The organism is Mesorhizobium sp. BR1-1-4, from assembly GCF_020165375.1.
Lineage (GTDB): Bacteria > Pseudomonadota > Alphaproteobacteria > Rhizobiales > Rhizobiaceae > Mesorhizobium > Mesorhizobium australicum.
In genome coordinates this window covers 77,954-98,355 of the sequence record NZ_JAIUIB010000003.1, presented here as the reverse complement: position 1 = coordinate 98,355, position 20,402 = coordinate 77,954, and the positions used below count along the sequence as shown (strand labels likewise).

Genomic DNA, 20,402 nt, shown 5'->3' with positions numbered 1-20,402 from the left:
CCTTCTCGGCGTCTGGCAGCGCTGCGGCCCCCGGGACGCTTGACGTCAACGCTTAGTTAGCTTTCCAAGCGGGCGAGTCGTTTGCCAAGCCCGCGCATGAAGCGTAAGATCAGCCATCGGCCGCCGTTTGTCCGGATGCAGCCGACAGTAAGAGGGTACATGCTCTTGCCCGATAGGGAGAAGAGCCATGCCTCAATCCACCTTTCGCAACCATATTCTGAAAACCCTCACGCCTGAGGATTTCGGGCTTTTACGGCCGTCGATGCATCACATCGAACTGGCCATCAAAGCCCGGCTGGAGATCGCGCATCAGCCGATCGAGCATGTCTATTTTCCCGAAACCGGTATCGCGTCGGTGGTCGCCGCCATGACCGGAGGGCGGCAAAGCGAAGTCGGCATCATCGGCCGCGACGGCATGACCGGGGTAGCGGTCGTTCTCGGCCAGGACCGATCTCCCAATGAAACCTATATTCAAGTCGCCAGCAACGGCTGGTGTCTGCCGGTTGAACGTCTGCGCATTGCGATTGCCGAGAGCCAGACCCTTCGCCCGTCGCTGCTTCGCTACGCCCACGCATTCCTGGTCCAGTCGTCGCGAACGGCGCTGGTCAATGGCCATTCGAAAATCGAGGAACGGCTCGCCCGCTGGTTGCTGATGGTCAACGATCGCGCTGAAGGAGATATCATCTACCTGACGCATGAATTTCTGGCGACCATGCTTGGCTCCAGGCGCCCGGGCGTTACCACCGCCCTCCAAATGCTCGAATACCGGGGGCTGGTTCATGCCAAGCGCGGCGAGATCACGATCGTCGACCGTACCGGAATGATAAAACTCACGGATGGTGCCTATGGCGAGGAGGAGCAACATCACTTCAGCGCAGGGGCTGGCTGATTGTCTGGAACCGGACATAGGCTTGAAGACCACCGAAGTCCTGCCGTAAACCATGTTGGTCAGGGTTCAGGGAGGAATTCTCGATGACCAACTCTTTTCACTCCATCACGGTTGAAAGAGCCGCCGAAGCCTATGTTCTTTCCAGGGGCAAGGCACGCTTTGTCTCCATTGCGCAGGCAATACGCGCCATCCGAACACTCATACCCGCATGCAGGGCTACCGACGGCGAGTTGGAGGAGTTGCTGGCGACCGCATCCCTCGTTCACGGCGTACCCGTGGCGTTCGACACAAACTCGGCCGATGGCGTAGCGCCGCAACTCCATTCGTAGGGGGCGGAGATGCCTGCGCTCGCGCAGACGCCTACCCTGTCGGACGTTCGCCAAGCGATTGTCCGCTGCCTGATCGACACCGTCGACAGGCCGTGCATTTCGATATCCGAGGTGAGCCACGAGGTGAGGAGAATGTTCCCGCTTTGCGAACTCACGGATTGGGAACTTGGCGATCTCATTGCGCGAAGCGCAATCGACGCGGGATTTGCCGTCGAGTTCGGCGCTGACGTTCCGTGATCGCGCAAATCAGGGATCGCCAATGGTTGAACAGGGCGGAGATGTCCCGCCGAAACAAAGCGTTTCCTTGCCCTGGAAGGTAACTGGTGGAGCCAATCGGGATCGAACCGACGACCTCTTGAATGCCATTCAAGCGCTCTCCCAACTGAGCTATGGCCCCACTCCCGGCAATCAGCCGGCGCCGTTTCCGGCGAGAGATCGGCGCGGGTTGGAAGACCGCGCCGTTAGTGCAGGCGGCTTCTAACCCCGCCATTCCCAGATATCAAGCCTTCATCGGCGGCTTTTTCTTCACAGGGCGTGAAAGCCGGCAAACGCTTACGTTCGAAGCCTTTGTCAGACTTCGTCGTCGTCGTCGCCGACGCCGATCATGTCGGAAACGTCGTCGTCTTCTTCCTCTTCGTCAGCAAGGAAGGTGTCATCCTCGTCGTCGCCGAGGTCGACGTCATCCTCGTCGTCACCGAGATCGGGAAGATCGTCGCTCTTGGCGTCGTCTTCCGCCTCTTCGAGCGAGACGACCTCGACGCCCTCTTCCTCCTCGGCGTCCACTTCCTTCTCGGCCACTTCCTCTTCCTCCTCGACGGCGGCGATCTTGCCTTCCTCGAAATAGGAGCGCGGATAGGTCTTGCCCGTATAGGGCGAGACGATCGGGTCTTTGTTCAGGTCGTAGAATTTCCGGCCCGTTTCCGGGTCGATGCGTTTTGTGCCAAGTTCGGTTTTTGCCACGGCAAGCCTCGTCGATAAAAGAGTGGTCCCCTTAACCACAGTTTGCAGCGCTGTCAAAGCGAAAAGCCGGCGTCACAAAACCAAGCACTGAAAGGCCTCGCGCCGAGTGACGAGCATGGGGATGACCATTTCGCCCCGCCGTGATACGAGACCGCCGCAACAAATGAAAAGCGCCGGCACGCCGGCAATCCGTCCAGGGAAATTCCATGTCTCACGCCGCCGCTGCCAAGCCGGCCACTGCCCGCAAGTCACCAGCCCTTTCCGGCACGGCCCGTGTGCCGGGCGACAAGTCGATCTCGCACCGCTCGTTCATGTTCGGCGGGCTCGCCTCCGGCGAAACCCGCATCACCGGCCTGCTCGAGGGCGAGGATGTGATGCGCACGGGCGCGGCCATGAAGGCGATGGGCGCGCATATCGAGAAACGCGGCGCCGAGTGGGTGATCCGCGGCACCGGCAACGGCGCGCTGCTGCAGCCGGAAGGTCCGCTCGATTTCGGCAATGCCGGCACTGGCTCGCGGCTGACCATGGGGCTCGTCGGCACCTACGACATGGAGACGACCTTCATCGGTGACGCCTCGCTGTCGGGCCGGCCGATGGGTCGCGTGCTCGAACCGCTGCGCCAGATGGGCGTGCAGGTGCTCAAAGCCACGCCCGGCGACCGCATGCCGATCACGCTGCATGGGCCGAAGCACGCCGCCCCGATCACCTACCGCGTGCCGATGGCCTCGGCGCAGGTGAAGTCGGCGGTGCTGCTGGCCGGGTTGAACACGCCAGGCATCACCACCGTCATCGAACCTGTCATGACGCGCGACCACACGGAAAAGATGCTCAAGGGCTTTGGCGCCAACCTGTCGGTCGAGACCGACGAACGCGGCGTGCGCCACATCTTCATCGAAGGCCAGGGCAAGCTGACCGGCCAGACCATCGCCGTGCCGGGTGACCCGTCCTCGGCCGGCTTCCCGCTGGTGGCGGCGCTGATCGTGCCGGGTTCCGACATTGTCATCGAAAACGTGCTGATGAACCCGACCCGCACCGGGTTGCTTCTCACGCTGCAGGAAATGGGCGGCCAGATCGACATCTTGAACCCGCGCAATGCCGGCGGCGAGGATGTCGCGGACCTGCGCGTTCGTTACTCCGAGCTGAAAGGCGTCGCCGTGCCGCCCGAGCGGGCGCCGTCGATGATCGACGAATACCCGGTGCTGGCCGTTGCCGCCAGCTTCGCCGAGGGCGAGACGCTGATGCAGGGGCTGGAGGAACTTCGGGTGAAGGAATCCGACCGGCTGTCGGCGGTCGCCAACGGGCTGAAGCTCAACGGCGTCGACTGCACCGAGGGCGAAGCTTCGCTTGCCGTGCGCGGCAAACCAGGCGGCAGGGGATTGGGCGGCCACCCCAACGACCGGGATACGACGGTGCAGACCCATCTCGACCACCGCATCGCCATGAGCTTTCTGGTGATGGGCCTGGCGACTGAAAAGCCTGTAACCATTGACGACGCGGCCATGATCGCGACGAGCTTTCCGGAGTTCATGGACTTGATGAAGGGGCTGGGCGCGGAGATCGAGCGATAGTGGCAATCGCAAACCTTGGGGATTGGCTGGCGACATCCCGTGCTTCGTCATTCTGGGGCGAAGCAAGGAGCGCAGCGACGCGGCGCAGATCCCAGGATGACGAAGTCGCGGGGGCCTATTTCCATGCGTAAGGCGTCTGCCCGCCAATGACCCACCCCTTCACCATCGCCATCGACGGACCGGCCGGCGCGGGCAAAGGCACGCTCGCCCGCCGTCTCGCCGATCACTACCGCCTCAACCTGCTCGACACCGGCCTGACCTATCGCGCCGTCGCCCATGCGCTGCTGCGGCTGGGCCTACCGCTCGACAATGTCTCGGCGGCAGAAACCGCCGCCCGCCAGGTCGATCTGGCAAAGCTCGACCGCGCGGTGCTGTCGGCGCATGCGGTTGGCGAGGCCGCCTCGAAGGTCGCGGTTTTCCCTACGGTGCGGCGCATCCTGGTCGAAAAGCAGCGCGACTTCGCAAGGACGCCGCCGGGCGCGGTGCTGGACGGGCGCGACATCGGCACGGTCGTGTGCCCCGACGCCGACATAAAACTCTATGTGACGGCAAGTGCCGAGGTGCGCGCCAAGCGCCGGCTGGCTGAGATCGAAAGCATCGGCGGCACCGCCGATTTCGCCGAAATCCTTGCCGATATCCAGCGTCGCGACGAGCGCGACATGGGCCGGGCGGACTCGCCGCTGAAGCCGGCGGCCGACGCGCACTTGCTTGATACCAGCGAAATGGCTATAGAAGCCGCGTTTCTCGCGGCCATGTCCGTCATCGACGACGTGCTGGCCCAGAGAAACAAGGCCTGATCCGGGTTTCATGCTGCTTCCGGTTGCCGGAGGCGAAGAAAATACCCATATCGGGCACGAACCAGCCTGCCAGCATTCTTCATGCGCCGGAATTGCCGCTTGAAAAGCGGCCCAGGGCTTTTGCAGCCCGGAACGCCGGCAGGCCAACGCAACGCTAGCCCACGGCGCCCGCCCCGCGAAAAATGCGGGGTACTCCAGGAGAAACAATGTCTGCTGCAAATCCCACTCGCGATGATTTCGCGAGCCTGCTCGAAGAATCATTTACCACCGGTCATTCCGGCGAAGGCCAAGTCGTCAAGGGCACGATTCTGGCGATCGAAAAAGACATGGCCATCATCGATGTCGGCCTCAAGGTCGAAGGCCGTGTGCCGCTGAAGGAATTCGGCGTAAAGGGCAAGGACTCGACGCTCAAGGTCGGCGACACCGTCGAAGTCATGGTCGAGCGCATCGAAAATGCGCTGGGCGAGGCCGTGCTATCGCGCGACAAGGCACGCCGCGAGGAGAGCTGGGTCAAGCTCGAAGAGAAGTTCACCAAGGGCGAGCGCGTCGAAGGCGTCATCTTCAACCAGGTCAAGGGCGGCTTCACCGTCGACCTCGACGGCGCCGTGGCCTTCCTGCCGCGCAGCCAGGTCGATATTCGCCCGATCCGCGACGTCTCCCCGCTGATGCACAACCCGCAGCCCTTCGAGATCCTCAAGATGGATCGCCGCCGCGGCAACATCGTCGTGTCGCGCCGTACCGTGCTTGAGGAGAGCCGCGCCGAACAGCGTTCGGAAATCGTGCAGAACCTCGAGGAAGGCCAGGTTGTCGAAGGCGTCGTCAAGAACATCACCGATTACGGTGCGTTCGTCGACCTCGGCGGCATCGACGGCCTGCTGCATGTCACCGACATGGCATGGCGCCGCGTCAACCATCCGACCGAAATCCTCAACATCGGTCAGACGGTCAAGGTGCAGATCATCCGCATCAACCAGGAAACCCACCGCATCTCGCTCGGCATGAAGCAGCTCGAGAGCGATCCGTGGTCCGAGATCGGCACCAAGTTCCCGATCGGCAAGAAGATCAAGGGCACCGTCACCAACATCACCGACTACGGCGCGTTCGTCGAGCTGGAGCCGGGCATCGAGGGCCTCATCCACGTTTCGGAAATGTCGTGGACCAAGAAGAACGTGCATCCCGGCAAGATCCTGTCGACAACGCAGGAAGTCGACGTGGTGGTGCTCGAAGTCGATCCGGCCAAGCGCCGCATCTCGCTCGGCCTCAAGCAGACGCTCGAGAACCCGTGGCAGGCTTTCGCCTCGAGCCATCCGGTCGGCAGCCAGGTCGAGGGCGAGGTCAAGAACAAGACCGAGTTCGGCCTGTTCATCGGCCTCGAAGGCGACGTGGACGGCATGGTGCACCTGTCCGACCTCGACTGGACCCGTCCGGGCGAGCAGGTCATCGAAGAGTACAATCGCGGTGACATGGTCAAGGCGCAGGTGCTCGACGTCGACATCGACAAGGAGCGCATCTCACTCGGCATCAAGCAGCTGGCCAAGGACACGGTCGGCGAAGCCGCGACGTCAGGCGAACTGCGCAAGAACGCCGTCGTTACCTGCGAAGTCATCGGCGTCAAGGATGGCGGTCTGGAAGTGCGGCTGGTCGACAGCGGCATCGAGACCTTCATCAAGCGCTCCGACCTCAGCCGCGATCGCGACGAGCAGCGCCCCGAGCGCTTCACCGTCGGCCAGAAGGTCGACGCCCGCGTCATCGCCTTCGACAAGAAGACCCGCAAGCTGCAGGTCTCGATCAAGGCGCTGGAAATCGCCGAAGAGAAGGAAGCCGTCGCACAGTACGGCTCGACCGACTCCGGCGCTTCGCTGGGCGACATCCTGGGTGCCGCGCTGAAGAAGCAGGGCAACTAAGGATTAACCGCTTGCCGCACGATTTTCGTGCGGCTTGAACAAAGACCCCGCCGGATCGCTCCGGCGGGGTCTTTCTTTACGGCAAGATAAACTTCCTCGCGTATTTGGCAGTCGTCCCGGGGAAGCCTTCCATGAGCAATGACGACGACAGGGCCGCAGCGCAATCTTCGTGGCTGCCGCGTCTTTATATGAGCGCACCGGCCCTTTTCTGCTTCTGCGGCATGGTGACGGTGATGATCGTCCTCTGGTCCCTGGGCTTCCGGCTCAATGCCGATGCGGACGACCTTCTCAAAATACACGAGATCCGCACCTTGCTCGAGACCGGGAATATCTTCGACCGGACAATGCCCGGCATTGCCCAGCCCGAGCCCTACATCTCGCACTGGCCATGGATCGTGGACCTGCCCTATGCCGCTTTTGCGTGGCTGCTCGCGCCGTTCGCCGGCTTCGAGCCGGCGCTGATGGCAGCAAGCTTTGTCGTGCCGCTGCTCCTGTTTGTACCCGCGCTCTACTTCTACAACCGGCTGATTGTCGCGATGGGCTTTGCCTATCCGGCCATTGCATTGCCGTTGGCCTTGATCTTCGCCGCGCGCACCTTCTTCGAATACGCGCCGGGGCGGATCGACTATCACAATCTGCAGATATTGCTTCTGCTTGCCGCCCTGGTCCTGTTGCTGTCGCGGAATCGCCTCTCGCCCTTCGTCAACGGCTTGCTGACAGCCCTGGCAATCGCGATCAGCGCCGAGTTCGCACCGTTCTTCGCCCTGGTGATGGCCGTCTACGCCTTCGACTGGATCGCCGGCCGCGACGAGAGTGCGACAGGGATCACCGGCTTTGGAGTGGCCCTGGCGATCGGCGCGATCGGCCTGTTCGCCGCTACCGTCGCGCCCTCGGCCTATGCCGCGGTCAAATGCGATACCTATTCCGCGCCGCATGTGCTGGCGCTGACCGCCGCCGGGCTCTCATTCGCCGTCGTACCTCGGCTTGTCGGCACGCGTGGCGGCTGGGCAATTCGGGCCTCGCTTCTGCTGGTGTTCGCCGCCATCAGCCTGGTGGCGCTGGTGAAACTGTTTCCGCAATGCCTGGACGGCCCTTACGCGTCGATGGACGCCTATGTCCGCGACAACATGCTCAACAGAATTCTTCAGGAATTGAGCCTGTTTCGGCGCCCCGATTTCGTTCTGTCGTCAGGCTTTCCCAGCATGTTGCTGCTGTTCGTCGGCGCGCTCGCGCCGGTCGTCATCTGCACCGGGTCGCATGGCCGCAGCCGGCCTCTGGTCATACTGGCTCTGTTTTCGCTGCTCGGATTGGTGCTGGCGATCGACTATCTCCGCTACTTCCGCTATCTCCCGATTTTCTCCGGCATCGGCCTGATCTTCGTGCTGGAGAGCCTGCTGCCGCAAGGTTCGGGGCTGCGGCGCTACTTGAAATCTCCCGTGCCGGCGCCATCGCGCAAATACGCATTGATCCTGCCCGGTCTGGTTTTGTCCGGGGCCATGGCGCTGTACCATCTGGCGGTCAGACCCTCCCAAGCGGCGATACCCGCCGCTGAATTCGCCGACAGTTGTGACCTCGATCATTTCGGAGCGCAACGGGATTGGCCGTCGGGCGCCATCGTCTTTTCGCCACCGCTCATCGGATCGCATTTCGTCGCGCTGGCCGACGGCCCCAAGGTGGTGACGATCCCAAACCACCCTTCGGCCAAAGGCATCGAACGGAGCTACCGCTTTCTCGACCCCATGACCGCCGACCCGCGTGCGATTCTCGACGCGTCGAAGGCGACACATGTCGCGATCTGTGCCTGGCGAGGCGCGCCGTCGCCGGGTCTCGAAGCCGCCTACCCGTTCGCGGCGGCCCTGATGGAAGGCAAGCCGCCGGCTTGGTTGAGGGAGTGTCCCACGGACGCTTCATCGCCGCTGCGTATCTACAGCTACCGCAACGCCGATGGATCCGACGCCGGCTGCCCGGCTTCGACGCTCTCCGCTCAGGCCCTGCCGTAGAGCGGCACCAGCGTTCCGCTCATTGCCTGATTGGCCGGCGAGGCGAGATAGGCGATTGCCTCGGCCGCTGCTTCGAGGCTGACCCATTTGGTGAAATCGGCATCCGGCATGTCGGCGCGGTTGGCCGGCGTGTCGAGCGTCGATGGGGCCACCGCGTTGACCAGGATGCCCTGGGCCTTCAATTCTTCCGCAATCGCCACAGTCATGGCCGCGACCGCCGCCTTGCTGGCCGTATAGGCGACCATGCCGGCGCCGCGGCGCGGGTCGAGCCCGGCGCGTGCCGTGACATTGACGATGCGACCGGCAGTATCCGACGCCAGCATCGAGCGGATGGCGGCGCGGCTGCACAGGAAGGCGGTGCGGGCGTTGGTGTCCATCATCTCGGCAAACGACGCCGATTCGATCTTCTCCACCGGCGCCATGGCAAAGCCGCCGGCCAGATGGATCGATCCCCACAAGGCAGGAACCTGGCTGTAGAACGCCTCGACCTTGGCGGGGTCCGAGAGATCGACATTGTGCGCCAGTTTGACATTGTCGTGCGTGGTGAAGGGGAAGTGCTGAGGTGCCGCGGCATGCGCGTTCGGCACGTGGCAGATCGCGCCCTGTTCCAGCAGTCTGCCGACCACCGCCCCACCGAGCGCGCCGGTTCCACCGGTCACAACGATGTGCCTGCCTTCAAGTGTTTCCGTCATCCTGGACCGCTCCTGTCATTTTTATGACTTTTGTCGTTGGTTTGCCGCGCCGACGCGAAGCGTCGCCCCTTTCAGTCGATCACTCAACCGATATCTCGACATGGCAGCCGTCACGTCTTTGCATGCGTCAGGGCATCGCCGAATAACGAAGCCGCCCGGAAGCGGATCAGGTCTTGCAAAAACCAAGCCGGCAAATGGTCCGCTTCCTGTCGGCAAGGACGGCCCGGATGTTTCAGACGACCGTGACTTCGATGACGCGCGGCAGCCCCGTTGCCCGGGCGTGCCTGAGCGCCTGTGGCAAGGCGTCGATGTCGGCCAGCCTTTCGGCACCAATGCCATAGGCTTCGGCAAGCTTGCAGAAATCCGGCGGCGCCGGCGACACGCCGACAGGTTCCACGCCGACATCGAGCATCGAGGTCTCGATCTCGCGATAGCCTCTGTTGTTCCAGACCACGAAGATGACGGGCGCTCCAGAATCGAGCGCCACCGCTATCTCCGGCAAGGTGAACTGGAAGCCCCCGTCGCCGGTCAGGCAGACAACCGGCGCATCGGGCACGGCAAGTGCCGCACCGATCGCCGCCGGCGGACCGTAGCCAAGCGCGCCAAAGCCGGTCGCGGCATTGAACCAGCCGCCGGGCCGGTCGTGGTCGTAATAGAGGTTGGCGGCGTAAATCGGCTGGGTCGAGTCGCCAACGATGATGGCACCGGGCAAAGCGTCGCGGATCATTTCCACGGCACGCACCTGCGCCGCATAGGCCGGACTCAACTCGGCAAAAGCGGCCTTTCGCGCCGCCGCGGCGCGGCCATGGCCATCTTCGCCAGCGCTGTGGGCGGGATCGATCGCCGCAAGCAGCGCCTCGATCGCCTCGGCGCAATCGGCCTGGATGGCGACCGTCACCGGACGCCGCGCAAGCTGGTCGGCGCCGATGTCGATACGGATCAGGTTCGAAGGCAGTACGAAGCCACCGTCGCCATAGCCGTCATAGTCGGTCGGGCCGAATTCGGTACCGGCGGCGATCACCAGATCGGCCCCGGCCATGAGCGCGCGAACCGCCTTGAGGCTTGGGCTTGCCGGCACGCAAAGCGGATGGCCATGCATGAGACCGCGCGCGTTGGTGGTCTCGACAATCGGCGCGCCCAGCCTTTCGGCAAGGCGCCGCAGCGCCGCATCGGCTTTCTTGGCGCCGCCGCCTGCAAGGATGAGCGGGCGGCGTGCGGTGGCGATGAGTTCGGCAGCCCTGGCAATGGCGGCACGCTCTGGAGCCGGCGGCCCGGCATTGCTCAAGGCTGCCGACAATCCGTCCGCCGGCTTGACCATGATATCGGTCGGGATCTCTATATGCACAGGGCCGGGCCGAGACGAGGAAAACAGGGCGAAAGCCCGCGCCAGCGCACCGGGCAATTCGCTGGCCCCGGTCACGCGTAGCGACAACAGCGCTACCTTCTCCATCATGCCGCGCTGATCGGGCAATTCGTGCAGGAAGCCGAGCCCCTTGCCGAGCGTGTCGGCGGCGTTGACGCCGGAGATCACCAGCATCGGCACCGAATCGGCGCGCGCCTGGCCCATGGCGGTGATGGTGTTGGTCAGCCCCGGCCCGGTGATGACGAAGGCGACGCCCGGCTTGCCGCCGGCGCGCGCATAGCCGTCGGCCATGAAGCCGGCGCCCTGTTCGTGGCGCGGCGTGATGTGGCGAATCTTCGAGCGCGCAAGACCGCGATAGAGTTCGACCGTGTGGACGCCGGGAATGCCGAACACGGTGTCGACGCCATGCGCCTCGAGCAGCGAAATGAGCGCTTCGCCCACAGTGGTCATTGGTTTTCTCCCCTATCTCTTTGTTTCTACGCAATTCCCAAGGGGAAGCGCTGCGCGCTTTTCCCGGGAAACCCGCTTCTCACTTTTCCAGGAATTGCTCCAGCGGCGCGAGGCCGAGCTCGGTCTCCACGGCCTTGATTCCTATGGCCGCCAATTCACCGGGCGAAAACATCTCGCCGGCCAGGCAGCCTTCGATCCAGAGCCCGTCGATGATCGCATTGATCGCGATGGCATGGTGGCGCAACTGGGTTGCGTCCGGCTTGTGCTGTTCGGCGGCGAGCACGTCGGCCACAACTGCTTCCACCTCGTTGCGAAAGCCAAGGTAGCCTTCGCGGTGGGCACGGGCCAGGGCGGGATCCGCACTGGCGCGGCCGATGAAGGTTGCCCAGAGCGAAAACACCCGCGCGTCGATGATCGGCGCATTGAGATTGGCGGTGATGAAAGCCGCAAGACGCTGGCGCGGCGAGGCATCATCCATGACCAATGCCGCCTTCGCCTGCTCGGTCATGCGATCGACCAGCGCCGTATAGGCTTCCTGCAGCAATTCTTCCTTGCCCGGGAAATAATGCCGGATCAGCCCGGCGGTGACGCCGGCACGCAATGCGATGGTGCGCAGGCTGGCGCCTTGAAGGCCATATTCCGCCACGCTGTCCAGAGTCGCCTCGATCAGATCCTGCCGCCGCCGCTCCTCGCCCTCGCGACGGAACTTACGGCGCCCATTCATTGGCGCAGGATCGGTCGCGTCAGGCATGTCGGCCCGCCTTCGCAGGCGATGCAGAGCGCGTCCGCCTCGAAGATCTCAACCGTGCATCCGGCGGCTTCCATGGCGGCCTTGGTCCTGGGAAAGCCCGCAACGGCAATGACCTTGAGCGGGCTGGTCGGCAGTACGTTAAGACTGAGGCCGTTGGAAGCCGCGAACTCCTCGGCGTCGCCTTCGACCAGCCGGATGCCGCGTGCCTTCAGCGTCTGATAGAAAGGGGCCGGTAAAAGCGGTGAATAGACCAGCGCCAGGTCGTCGGCCAGCGGGCTGATAACCGACATCAGATGCAGGCACGCCTCTTCGCCCTGCCACAGCGGCAGATCAAAGCCGTAGACGGAAATCCCCAGCGGCGACAGCAGGTTGGAAACCTGCTGGATGCCTTCCTGGTTGGAACGGACACCGCGCCCGATCGCCAGCGTGCGGGCATCCACCCATACACAGTCGCCACCTTCGACCTGGCCAGGAGCCTCGACGCGACCAAGGATCGGAATGCCCAGCCTTCTGTAGGTTTCTTCATGCAACGAAGGCTCCCTGGCGCGCAGCGGCTTGCCCATGGACAGGATCAGCGCACCGCGGTCGGTCATCAGCGAAGGGTCGTGCGTGAACACCGAATCCGAAAGTCCGTCGGCCTTGTCCTCGATCCATTCGATCTCGGCGCCGGAAGCCGCCACCAGTTCAGCCAGGGCTGCGTGCTGCGAGGCCGCTTTCGCCGCGTTGAATCCCGGACCATAGTGCCAGGCAGCCCGGTCGGCGTCGCGCATGGCGTTGGCCGCCGACCGCATCAGCACGCGCCGCAGCGGCGCCGCCATGGACTGGGATCCGAAAGCGCTCATCGATGCCCTTTTTTAAGCTGAAAAAAACCGAGAAAATTTCATGAGAGGTTATTTATACACTTGCACAACAAGGCCGCAAGTGCCGTAATGAGCGGGATTGACGGGCTCGCTCTGTTGGGTCCATGCTTGAGGTCTGGAGCGAGGCAGTACAGCGTATGTTGATTAGCCGGATAGACGTTCGACGAACCGCCGGCGGCGATATGGAGGTCATTTGGTGAGCGCTGTGGCAGCTGCCAAAGTCCCATCCGGCGAGGCGCAGGACGGCGCCGCAGAAGCCATCCATGTCGAGAACCTGCACAAGAAATTCGGTCAACTGCATGTGCTGAAGGGCGTATCGCTGTCGGCGCGCGACGGCGAGGTCATCGCCATCATCGGCGGCTCGGGCTCAGGCAAATCGACGCTGCTGCGCTGCATCAACTGCCTGGAAAACCCGACCAGCGGCATCATCCGGGTCAATGGCGAGGAGATCAAGCTCAAGGCGGACAGCCATGGCCATACCATTCCGGCCGACCGCAGGCAGATCGAACGCATCCGCTCCAAGCTCGGCATGGTGTTCCAGAACTTCAACCTGTGGAGCCATATGACGCTGATCGAAAACGTCATCGAGGTTCCCGTTCATGTGCTGGGCGTCAAGCGCGACCAGGCTGTCGCCCAGGCCGAAAAGCTGCTGGTGCGCGTCGGTCTGGCCGAGAAGCGCGATGTCTATCCGGCCTATCTCTCCGGCGGCCAGCAGCAGCGCGCCGCGATCGCTCGCGCCTTGGCCATCAATCCGCGCGTCATGCTGTTCGACGAACCGACCTCGGCGCTCGATCCCGAACTGGTCGGCGAAGTGCTGAAGGTGATTGGCGATCTGGCGCGTGAAGGCCGCACCATGGTGCTGGTCACCCACGAAATGAAATTCGCCCGCGAGGTCGCGACCCACGTCGTCTACCTCTACAACGGGTTGGTCGAGGAGGAAGGCCCGCCGGAGCAGATCTTCGGCGCGCCCAAGTCCGAAAGGCTAAAGCAGTTCATCCGCAACATCGGCTAGGGACAGGCCGGGACGGAAGAAAACCGGGAACCAACAACAAACTGGGAGTTCTGAAATGAAGACTGTTCTGAAGACATTCGCCGCGGCGCTGCTGCTCGGCGTCGCCGCCATGGGCGTGGCCAAGGCCGATCCGGTCAAGATCGGCGTCGCCGCCGAACCCTACGCGCCCTTCACCTCGCCCGATGCTTCGGGCAAATGGGTCGGCTGGGAGATCGACTTCATCGACGCCGTGTGCGCCGAAGAGAAGCTCGACTGCGTCATCACCCCTGTCGCCTGGGACGGCATCATCCCGGCACTGACCACCAAGAAGATCGACCTCATCGTCTCGTCGATGTCGATCACCGACGAACGCAAGAAGACCATCGACTTCTCCGACAAATACTACAACACCCCGACCGCCATCATCGGCCCCAAGGACCAGAAGTTCGGCGCCACGCCCGACGATCTCAAGGGCAAGGTCCTCGGCGTCCAGGTGTCGACGGTGCATGCCGTCTATGCCAAGAAGCATTTCGGCCCCACCGCATCCGAGATCAAGGAATACCAGACGCAGGACGAAGCCAACAACGACCTCGCCGCGGGCCGCCTCGACGCGGTGCAGGCCGATTCCATCGCGCTCAAGGAGTTCCTCAAGACCGACCAGGGCAAGGCCTGCTGCGATCTCAAGGGCATGGTGGCCCCTGACGACGAGGTGCTCGGACCGGGCGTCGGCGCCGGCGTGCGCAAGGAAGACACCGCCCTGAAAGAGAAGATCAACGCCGGCATCAAGGCGATCCGCGCCAACGGCAAATATGACGAGATCTCGAAGAAATATTTCGATTTCGACATTTACGGCGGCGCCACGCAGTCGAACTGAGACCCTCGCATCGGCTGGAGGACAGGGCGCTGACGCCCTCGTCCTCCAGCCGGCCTGTCCACGCATGCTTGCCGCCGGCTGCTGGTGCCGGCGGACAGAGCCAGCAATCCGGGGGCGAAGCTGATCGAATCCTTTCTTCCGGCCTCCGCGGCCGGCATCGTCGAACTGCTCTCGCCGGCTCCCGTCGGCTGGGGCGGGACGCTCTTGCTCGGGCTCCTGCATTCGCTAGAGATCGCCGTCGGCGCGACCATCGTCGGCCTGCTGATTGGAACCTGCGGTGCCTATGGCAAGCTTTACGGCGGACCCGTGGTGCGCGACCTGTTCGCGGTCTACACCACCGTGGTGCGCGCCGTGCCGGAACTGGTGCTGATCCTGCTGCTCTACTATGCCGGCACCGACCTGATAAACCAGGTGCTGACGGCGATGGGTTACCAGCGTGTCGACATCAGCGGGCTGGTGGCCGGCATCGCCGTGCTCGGCTTCGTCCAGGGCGCCTATTCGACGGAAGTCATCCGCGGCGCGATCCTCGCTATCCCGCAGGGCCAGATCGAAGCCGCCCGCGCCTTCGGCATGTCTCCCGGCCTTCTGTTGCGGCGCATCACGCTGCCGGCGATGCTGCCTTTCGCCATTCCGGGCCTCGCCAATCTGTGGTTGATCGCCACCAAGGACACCGCGCTGCTGGCCGTCGTCGGCTTCTTCGAACTGACACTGGCGACACGACAGGCGGCGGGCGTCACCAAGGCATATCTGGTTTTCTTCCTCGCCGCCGGCGTGCTCTATCTCTGCGTGACACTGGTTTCGAACCTCCTGCTTGGCCGCGCGGAGAAATGGGCGCGGCGCGGCATGCCTTCGATCAAGGAGGCACGCTGATGACCAGCGAAACGGTCATCATCGACACGGCGGCGCGCGCATCGCTCTGGCTGCAGCCGCATCGCATCGTGCTGATCCTGATCGCGCTGGGGCTGGTGGCGTCAGCCGCCTTCTTCATGCGCTGGGACTGGCTGCCGCAATATTGGGAAATGGGCCTGATGGGGATCTGGCGTGCCCTGTGGATCCTGGCCGTCACCTGTACGCTCGGCTTCATGATCGCCGTGCCCGTGGGGCTGGCGCAGGCGGCCGGCTCGATCTGGGTCGCGGCACCCGCGAAAGTCTTCTGCACCATCATCCGCGGCACGCCGCTGCTTCTGCAGCTATGGCTGCTCTATTACGGGCTGGGCTCGCTTTTCCCGCAATATCCATGGATCCGCGAATCCTGGATGTGGCCCTATCTCAGGCAGGCCTGGCCGTACGGCGTGCTGGCGCTGACCTTGTCCTTCGCCGGCTACGAGGGCGAAGTGATGCGCGGCGCCTTTGCCGGCGTGCCCAAGGGGCAGCTGGAAGCCGCCCGCGCCTTCGGCATGAGCCGCTGGAAGATCTTCCGCCGCATCTGGCTGCCGCAAGCCTTCTACCGGGCGCTGCCGACGCTGACCGGCGAGACCGTGCTGCAGCTGAAATCGACGCCGCTGGTGGCAACCATCAGCGTGATCGACATCTTCGCCGTCTCGTCCAAGGTGCGGCAGGACACCTATCTCACCTATGAGCCCTTGCTGCTCCTGGCGTTGATCTATATGGCGATCACCGGCATTCTGGTCTTCGCCTTCAGCCGGATCGAGGCACGAATCCCGGTCAAGATCGGCTAGGTTCAAGTGAGTGGTGGGTAGGGATTGGTAAGTAGGAAGTGGCTGCCGCGCACTCCACAACTCACCACTCACCGACCCCTACTCACTACTCACTAAGGGCAATCGCCATGCAACTCAGTCTCGACCAGGCAAAAGGGCTGTGCCGGATGGCGGCACTTGGCGCCGGCGCCAACGAGGAAGCAGCGCAATCGCTCACCGCCTCGATCATCGCGGCCGAGGCAGAGGGACTTGCAGCCGTCGGGCTCACACATTTCATCGACTACCTCGAAGCGCTCGAGGCCGGACGCATCGACGGCAATGCCGATCCTGTGATCACCCGGCCGGCGCTGGCCATCTATCTCTCGGACGCACGCGGCGGGCTGGCGCATACCGGCTTCGACCGCACCATCGACGACCTCGCCAAGGCGGCAAGACTGTTCGGCGTCGCCATCTTCTCGCAGAAGAACGCCTACACCTGCGGGGCGCTCGGCTACTTCACCGGCCGGCTGGCCGCGCAGGGGCTGGTGTCCTTCGCCGCAACCAATGGTCCGGCCGTCCTGGCCGGCTCAGGCTCGGTCAAGCCGGTCTTTTGCACCAACCCGATGTCTTTCGCCGCCCCCGCCGCCGACGGCGCGCCGCTGGTCATCGACCAGTCGTCGAGCGCCACCGCCTTCGTCAACATCCGCAAGGCCGCCGAGGACGGCAAGAAGATCCCCGAAGGCTGGGCGCTGGACGCCAGCGGCAACCCGACCACCGATCCGGCGGCGGCCATGAAGGGCGCCATGCTCGCCTTCGGCGGCCAGCGCGGCGCCAACATCGCGCTGATGGTCGAAGTGCTGGCGGCCGGCCTGTCGGGCGCCAACTGGTCACTCGACGCGCCATGGTTCAGCGGCGGCCCGGACAGCCCCGGGACCGGCCTGTTCGTGCTTGCCGTCGAGCCCAAGCTGCTCGACCCGGGCTTCGAGCAGCGCATGAAAGACCAGCTTGACCGGCTGCGGCGGCGCTTCGGCGTTCACGTGCCAGGCCGCGCCCGCGCCGAAGCGGCCGAAAAGGCGCAGGCGCGCGGCATCACCGCGCCCAAGGCAGTGATCCAGCGCATCTCCGAATTCGCCGAACGCTATTCGGCCTGATTCTTCGTTTCTTTTCAAAAAGTTAATTGGCCGCCCCCGCCTGACGCGCGGTTGTGCGCGTTTTTTTTCGCGCGCGTCCTGAACCTTTTTGAGCGCCCGGGCGACCAACGTTTGTCCAGGGCAAGGTGAGCTTGCCCGATCCAGACCGGGGAACAGCAAAATCAAAATCGAAAGTCTGCTTCGCGTGAAAGGCATCGCCCTTCGCGTCCCGGAAACCCAACCTCAAATCAAAGGAAATCATCATGACCAACACCAAGACCACCATGCTGACCGCCGTCCTCCTGCTCGGTTCCTTCATGGGCGCCACGCAGGCTGCCAATTTGAAGGCCGCACCGGTCAAGCCGGCCAACCCGGGCGTCATTACCGCGCCGGGTGGCGGCGCCACCGAGGACCACTACTGCAAGAACGGCCATGCGAAATTCGCCAACTGCAGCGCCGATTTCGTCGCCGCATGCAAGAAGGTTGGTGGCACCATGTCGGATGTTCAGGGCTGGGGTGGGCGTACTTGCTTCACGCCCTCCTGATACCGTCTCAGGTCAGGCCGCTCGTCGGCCCCTGACACCTCATGGATGTCATCCGGGAAACCCCGCTTCGGCGGGGTTTCCTGCGTCTGTCGCTCGCAGGGCCAAGACATGATTGATGCGCTTGTCGCAGGAATACCGGGCCTTGCTTTTTCTTGGAATCGCGCGAAAAACAAGAATGACGCGACGACGCGTCACCCTTTGCCTTTGGCGCAAAACGGACTATGAAACGGCTCAGCCAAGCCATCTGGAACGCGCGCCGGAGCCCGCCATGACCGAAATCCTGCAGACCCCAAAGCTCGTCGTCGTCTTTGGCGGATCAGGCTTTGTCGGCCGTCATGTCGTGCGGGCGCTAGCCAAGCGCGGCTATCGCATCAGGGTCGCCTGCCGGCGGCCCGACCTTGCCGGCCATTTGCAGCCGCTCGGCAATGTCGGCCAGATCCAGCCGGTGCAGGCCAATGTGCGCGTGCGCTGGTCGGTCGACCGCGCCGTGCAAGGTGCCGACCATGTCGTCAATCTCGTCGCCATCCTGCATGAGAGCGGCCGGCAGAAATTCTCCGCCGTGCACGAATTCGGTGCTCGCGCCATCGCCGAGGCGGCGCGCTCCGTCGGCGCCGGGCTCACCCATATTTCGGCGCTCGGCGCCGATCCGGATTCCGAATCGGATTATGCGCGTACCAAGGCGCTCGGTGAAAAGGCCGTGCTGGAGACGATCGCCGATGCCGTGATCTTGCGGCCGTCGATCAATTTCGGGCCGGAGGACAGCTTCTTCAACCGGTTCGCGAATATGGCGCGTTATTCGCCGGTGCTGCCGCTGATCGGCGGCGGCCAGACCAAGTTCCAGCCGGTCTATGTCGGTGACGTGGCGGAGGCTGTCGCGCGTTCGGTCGACGGCAAGATCGATGGCGGCCAGGTTTACGAGCTCGGCGGCCCCAACGTGCTCACCTTCAAGGAGTGCATGCAGGAACTGCTCACGGTTATCGAGCGCAAGCGCCTGCTGGTGCCGGTGCCGTGGTGGATGGCAAACATCCAGGCCTCGATCCTCGGCCTGTTGCCCAATCCGCTGCTGACCAAGGACCAGGTGATGCAGTTGCGCGAGCACAACATCGTTTCGGACGAAGCCGCCAAGGCCAACCGGACACTGGCGGGGGTCGGCATCCAGCCGCAATCAATCGCGACGATCCTGCCGAGCTACCTCTGGCGCTTCCGCGCCGCCGGCCAGTTCCAGCAGCGTAAGCCCGCGGTATAAGAAGCGTCGGCCCTCAGCGAGGGCGAGGCGTGACCCCCATCGGCAGACCGCCTTGCGGCTGCGTGGTCAATTTCTGCACCGGCCAGGGTTTTGTTTCAGCGGTCGCGTCGAAGCGGAAGCGTGACAAGAGGATGGCGAGCGCGATGATCGCCTCCTGCATGGCGAAGCTGGCGCCGATGCAGACGCGCGGGCCGGCGCCGAAGGGCAGATATTGGAAGCGGTCGATCTTTTCACGGTTTCCCGGATGGAAGCGTTCGGGCAGGAAGGCGTCGGGCCGGTCCCACAGCTTCCTGTGGCGGTGAACGACCCATGGCATCACCAGCACGGCGGCGTGCTTGGGGATATAAAGATCCTTCCACATTTCCGGAACGATCGGCTCGCGATTGATCGATGGCGCCGGCGGGTAGAGCCGAAGCGCCTCGTCGAAAGCGGCGCGTGTCAGCGGCATGGCGTCGAGCCACTTCGCCGGATCGGGCTCGCGCGCCAGCACCCGGTCGATCTCCTGTTCGACCCGGTCGCGCTCCCAGGGCGATTCGGCCAGGCAATAGAGCGTCCAGCCGAGCGCGCGCGCCGTGGTCTCGTGGCCGGCGCCGATGAAGGTGATGATGTTGTCCTCGACTTCCGGGCGCGTCAGTCCGTCGGGGCCTTCGGCCTTGAGCAGCAGCGTCAGGAAATCCTGCGGCACGGCATCGGGGTCGCGCCTGAACTTCTCTTCGCGCATCTTGACCGTGTCGGTCACGATCTTGCGGAAATAGGCCATGGTCTTGCGGCCGCGGATACGGGTCAGCCGCGGCAGCCAGTCGGGCGCGCGCAGCAGGTCGAGCGGATCCACGCGGCCCATGGTTTCGAACAGGCGGTCGATCTCGTTGGCGAAACTGCCGGGTTCGCCCGCGATCTCGCCGGAAAACAGCGTCTCGGCGAGGATGTCATAGGTGAGCAGCGTCATGTCATGGGCGATATCGGACGTGCCGCCGGCCTCGTAACGGGTGACGAACTCCAGCGTCCGTTTCAGCATCGGCTGGGCGAAGCCGAAAATGTGGCGTGGCGTGAACACCGGCGCCATTGCCTTGCGCGACCGCTTCCACACCTCGCCCTCGGCCGTCAGCAGGCCGTCGCGCAGGATCGGCCTCAGTATCTTCTGGCGCACCGTCGCCATCTTGTAGTTCTTGGCGTTGTCGACCAGCACATGGCGGATCAGGCCCGGATCATTGGCGATGACCAGCGGCCCACCAGCGCCCTTGGCAGAAATCCAGGGTTCGTTGTAGGTCGGCTCGCCCCAGAGTTCGAGCGGGTTGCGATAGACGATGCGGATCATTTCCAGCGTCGAAGGCGGCGACGTGCGCGGCTTCGGGGCGGGAGGAACGAATGGGGCGGGCTGCGTGTCCATGAAGTGCTCCGCTGTTCCCATCAATGTAG

The 20,402-nt window shown here is 63.8% G+C and carries 21 protein-coding genes and 1 tRNA gene; 14 read left to right on the top strand and 8 right to left on the bottom strand.

From position 1 onward, the window contains the following. The first annotated feature begins 187 nt into the window (after positions 1–187). From LB571_RS06805 to LB571_RS06795, 3 genes are all read left to right on the top strand, one after another. Entirely contained in the window at positions 188–889 is a 702-nt protein-coding gene (locus tag LB571_RS06805; RefSeq protein WP_224593199.1) for a Crp/Fnr family transcriptional regulator, read from the top strand. 83 nt (positions 890–972) lie between these two features. Next, a complete protein-coding gene (locus tag LB571_RS06800) occupies positions 973–1,218 on the top strand; it encodes a hypothetical protein (protein WP_224593196.1) in 246 nt (81 codons plus the stop codon). A 9-nt stretch (positions 1,219–1,227) separates the two neighbouring features. After that, positions 1,228–1,455, top strand: coding sequence for a hypothetical protein (locus LB571_RS06795; RefSeq protein WP_015314255.1), 228 nt, complete (start codon positions 1,228–1,230; stop codon positions 1,453–1,455). A gap of 84 nt (positions 1,456–1,539) precedes the next feature. Here LB571_RS06795 and LB571_RS06790 read toward each other — a convergent pair. After that, a tRNA-Ala gene (locus tag LB571_RS06790) sits at positions 1,540–1,615 on the bottom strand. A 173-nt stretch (positions 1,616–1,788) separates the two neighbouring features. Continuing rightward, positions 1,789–2,178, bottom strand: a complete 390-nt coding sequence (locus LB571_RS06785) for a TIGR02300 family protein (protein ID WP_015314256.1) — start codon at positions 2,176–2,178, stop codon at positions 1,789–1,791. 206 nt (positions 2,179–2,384) lie between these two features. Here LB571_RS06785 and aroA point away from each other — a divergent pair, with 206 nt between their 5' ends. From aroA to LB571_RS06765, 4 genes are all read left to right on the top strand, one after another. Further along, positions 2,385–3,746 carry a 3-phosphoshikimate 1-carboxyvinyltransferase gene (gene aroA / locus LB571_RS06780; protein ID WP_140821633.1) on the top strand — a complete coding sequence of 454 codons (1,362 nt, stop codon included), beginning with the start codon at positions 2,385–2,387 and terminating at the stop codon, positions 3,744–3,746. Between the two features lie 146 nt (positions 3,747–3,892). Further along, positions 3,893–4,543 carry a (d)CMP kinase gene (gene cmk, locus LB571_RS06775; RefSeq protein ID WP_041163245.1) on the top strand — a complete coding sequence of 217 codons (651 nt, stop codon included), beginning with the start codon at positions 3,893–3,895 and terminating at the stop codon, positions 4,541–4,543. 206 nt (positions 4,544–4,749) lie between these two features. Further along, complete coding sequence (rpsA, locus tag LB571_RS06770; RefSeq protein WP_015314259.1) at positions 4,750–6,447, top strand: 30S ribosomal protein S1; 1,698 nt, start codon at positions 4,750–4,752, stop codon at positions 6,445–6,447. A gap of 131 nt (positions 6,448–6,578) precedes the next feature. Next, a complete protein-coding gene (locus LB571_RS06765; RefSeq protein ID WP_140614981.1) occupies positions 6,579–8,447 on the top strand; it encodes a hypothetical protein in 1,869 nt (622 codons plus the stop codon). On the opposite strand, the gene LB571_RS06760 is transcribed toward LB571_RS06765, so the two are convergent. The 4 genes from LB571_RS06760 to LB571_RS06745 form a co-directional block, all read right to left on the bottom strand. Beyond that, positions 8,432–9,139: an SDR family NAD(P)-dependent oxidoreductase gene (locus tag LB571_RS06760; protein ID WP_224593193.1), complete on the bottom strand. Its 708-nt coding sequence runs from the start codon at positions 9,137–9,139 to the stop codon at positions 8,432–8,434. The two genes, LB571_RS06765 and LB571_RS06760, sit on opposite strands and share 16 nt — an antisense overlap. Positions 9,140–9,371: 232 nt before the next feature. Continuing rightward, positions 9,372–10,952 carry a 5-guanidino-2-oxopentanoate decarboxylase gene (locus LB571_RS06755; RefSeq protein ID WP_224593188.1) on the bottom strand — a complete coding sequence of 527 codons (1,581 nt, stop codon included), beginning with the start codon at positions 10,950–10,952 and terminating at the stop codon, positions 9,372–9,374. 79 nt (positions 10,953–11,031) lie between these two features. Next, positions 11,032–11,703 (bottom strand): TetR family transcriptional regulator C-terminal domain-containing protein, encoded by a 672-nt coding sequence (locus LB571_RS06750; protein WP_140875719.1) that lies wholly within the window; start codon positions 11,701–11,703, stop codon positions 11,032–11,034. Continuing rightward, on the bottom strand, positions 11,673–12,545 hold the full coding sequence (locus LB571_RS06745) for a dimethylarginine dimethylaminohydrolase family protein (protein ID WP_140875721.1): 873 nt from the start codon (positions 12,543–12,545) through the stop codon (positions 11,673–11,675). The genes LB571_RS06750 and LB571_RS06745 overlap by 31 nt, the downstream gene beginning before the upstream one ends. Positions 12,546–12,759: 214 nt before the next feature. Here LB571_RS06745 and LB571_RS06740 point away from each other — a divergent pair, with 214 nt between their 5' ends. The 5 genes from LB571_RS06740 to LB571_RS06720 all read left to right on the top strand — a co-directional run bounded on the left by LB571_RS06740 (position 12,760) and on the right by LB571_RS06720 (position 17,216). Next, positions 12,760–13,575, top strand: coding sequence for an ABC transporter ATP-binding protein (locus LB571_RS06740; protein ID WP_015314265.1), 816 nt, complete (start codon positions 12,760–12,762; stop codon positions 13,573–13,575). Positions 13,576–13,630: 55 nt separating this feature from the next. Then, complete coding sequence (locus LB571_RS06735) at positions 13,631–14,428, top strand: transporter substrate-binding domain-containing protein (protein ID WP_140614991.1); 798 nt, start codon at positions 13,631–13,633, stop codon at positions 14,426–14,428. Between the two features lie 204 nt (positions 14,429–14,632). Continuing rightward, on the top strand, positions 14,633–15,298 hold the full coding sequence (locus LB571_RS06730; protein ID WP_041163582.1) for an ABC transporter permease: 666 nt from the start codon (positions 14,633–14,635) through the stop codon (positions 15,296–15,298). Continuing rightward, positions 15,298–16,107: an ABC transporter permease gene (locus LB571_RS06725; protein WP_015314268.1), complete on the top strand. Its 810-nt coding sequence runs from the start codon at positions 15,298–15,300 to the stop codon at positions 16,105–16,107. Before LB571_RS06730 ends, LB571_RS06725 begins: the two co-directional genes overlap by 1 nt. 107 nt (positions 16,108–16,214) lie before the next feature. Further along, entirely contained in the window at positions 16,215–17,216 is a 1,002-nt protein-coding gene (locus tag LB571_RS06720) for an Ldh family oxidoreductase (RefSeq protein WP_015314269.1), read from the top strand. 22 nt (positions 17,217–17,238) lie between these two features. On the opposite strand, the gene LB571_RS06715 is transcribed toward LB571_RS06720, so the two are convergent. Further along, complete coding sequence (locus LB571_RS06715) at positions 17,239–17,460, bottom strand: hypothetical protein (protein WP_224593185.1); 222 nt, start codon at positions 17,458–17,460, stop codon at positions 17,239–17,241. On the opposite strand from LB571_RS06715, the gene LB571_RS06710 reads away from it, so the two are divergent. Next, positions 17,459–17,740, top strand: coding sequence for a hypothetical protein (locus LB571_RS06710; protein ID WP_015314270.1), 282 nt, complete (start codon positions 17,459–17,461; stop codon positions 17,738–17,740). The genes LB571_RS06715 and LB571_RS06710 overlap by 2 nt on opposite strands. 268 nt (positions 17,741–18,008) lie before the next feature. After that, the gene (locus tag LB571_RS06705; RefSeq protein ID WP_140875727.1) at positions 18,009–18,986 is read left to right on the top strand and encodes a complex I NDUFA9 subunit family protein; all 978 of its coding nucleotides are present in this window, start codon (positions 18,009–18,011) and stop codon (positions 18,984–18,986) included. Positions 18,987–18,999: 13 nt separating this feature from the next. Here the strand turns inward: LB571_RS06705 and LB571_RS06700 are convergent, their stop codons facing one another. Next, the gene (locus tag LB571_RS06700) at positions 19,000–20,373 is read right to left on the bottom strand and encodes a cytochrome P450 (protein ID WP_140875729.1); all 1,374 of its coding nucleotides are present in this window, start codon (positions 20,371–20,373) and stop codon (positions 19,000–19,002) included. Positions 20,374–20,402 lie beyond the last annotated feature (29 nt).

Coding starts and splice junctions, on each gene's coding strand:
- LB571_RS06745 (WP_140875721.1), bottom strand. CDS start 12,545: ATGAGCGCTTTCGGATCCCAGTCCATGGCGGCGCCGCTGCGGCGCGTG.
- LB571_RS06760 (WP_224593193.1), bottom strand. CDS start 9,139: ATGACGGAAACACTTGAAGGCAGGCACATCGTTGTGACCGGTGGAACC.
- LB571_RS06795 (WP_015314255.1), top strand. CDS start 1,228: ATGCCTGCGCTCGCGCAGACGCCTACCCTGTCGGACGTTCGCCAAGCG.
- cmk (WP_041163245.1), top strand. CDS start 3,893: ATGACCCACCCCTTCACCATCGCCATCGACGGACCGGCCGGCGCGGGC.
- LB571_RS06705 (WP_140875727.1), top strand. CDS start 18,009: ATGACCGAAATCCTGCAGACCCCAAAGCTCGTCGTCGTCTTTGGCGGA.
- LB571_RS06765 (WP_140614981.1), top strand. CDS start 6,579: ATGAGCAATGACGACGACAGGGCCGCAGCGCAATCTTCGTGGCTGCCG.
- LB571_RS06725 (WP_015314268.1), top strand. CDS start 15,298: ATGACCAGCGAAACGGTCATCATCGACACGGCGGCGCGCGCATCGCTC.
- LB571_RS06800 (WP_224593196.1), top strand. CDS start 973: ATGACCAACTCTTTTCACTCCATCACGGTTGAAAGAGCCGCCGAAGCC.
- LB571_RS06735 (WP_140614991.1), top strand. CDS start 13,631: ATGAAGACTGTTCTGAAGACATTCGCCGCGGCGCTGCTGCTCGGCGTC.
- LB571_RS06755 (WP_224593188.1), bottom strand. CDS start 10,952: ATGACCACTGTGGGCGAAGCGCTCATTTCGCTGCTCGAGGCGCATGGC.
- rpsA (WP_015314259.1), top strand. CDS start 4,750: ATGTCTGCTGCAAATCCCACTCGCGATGATTTCGCGAGCCTGCTCGAA.
- aroA (WP_140821633.1), top strand. CDS start 2,385: ATGTCTCACGCCGCCGCTGCCAAGCCGGCCACTGCCCGCAAGTCACCA.
- LB571_RS06715 (WP_224593185.1), bottom strand. CDS start 17,460: ATGATGATTTCCTTTGATTTGAGGTTGGGTTTCCGGGACGCGAAGGGC.
- LB571_RS06805 (WP_224593199.1), top strand. CDS start 188: ATGCCTCAATCCACCTTTCGCAACCATATTCTGAAAACCCTCACGCCT.
- LB571_RS06710 (WP_015314270.1), top strand. CDS start 17,459: ATGACCAACACCAAGACCACCATGCTGACCGCCGTCCTCCTGCTCGGT.
- LB571_RS06750 (WP_140875719.1), bottom strand. CDS start 11,703: ATGCCTGACGCGACCGATCCTGCGCCAATGAATGGGCGCCGTAAGTTC.
- LB571_RS06720 (WP_015314269.1), top strand. CDS start 16,215: ATGCAACTCAGTCTCGACCAGGCAAAAGGGCTGTGCCGGATGGCGGCA.
- LB571_RS06700 (WP_140875729.1), bottom strand. CDS start 20,373: ATGGACACGCAGCCCGCCCCATTCGTTCCTCCCGCCCCGAAGCCGCGC.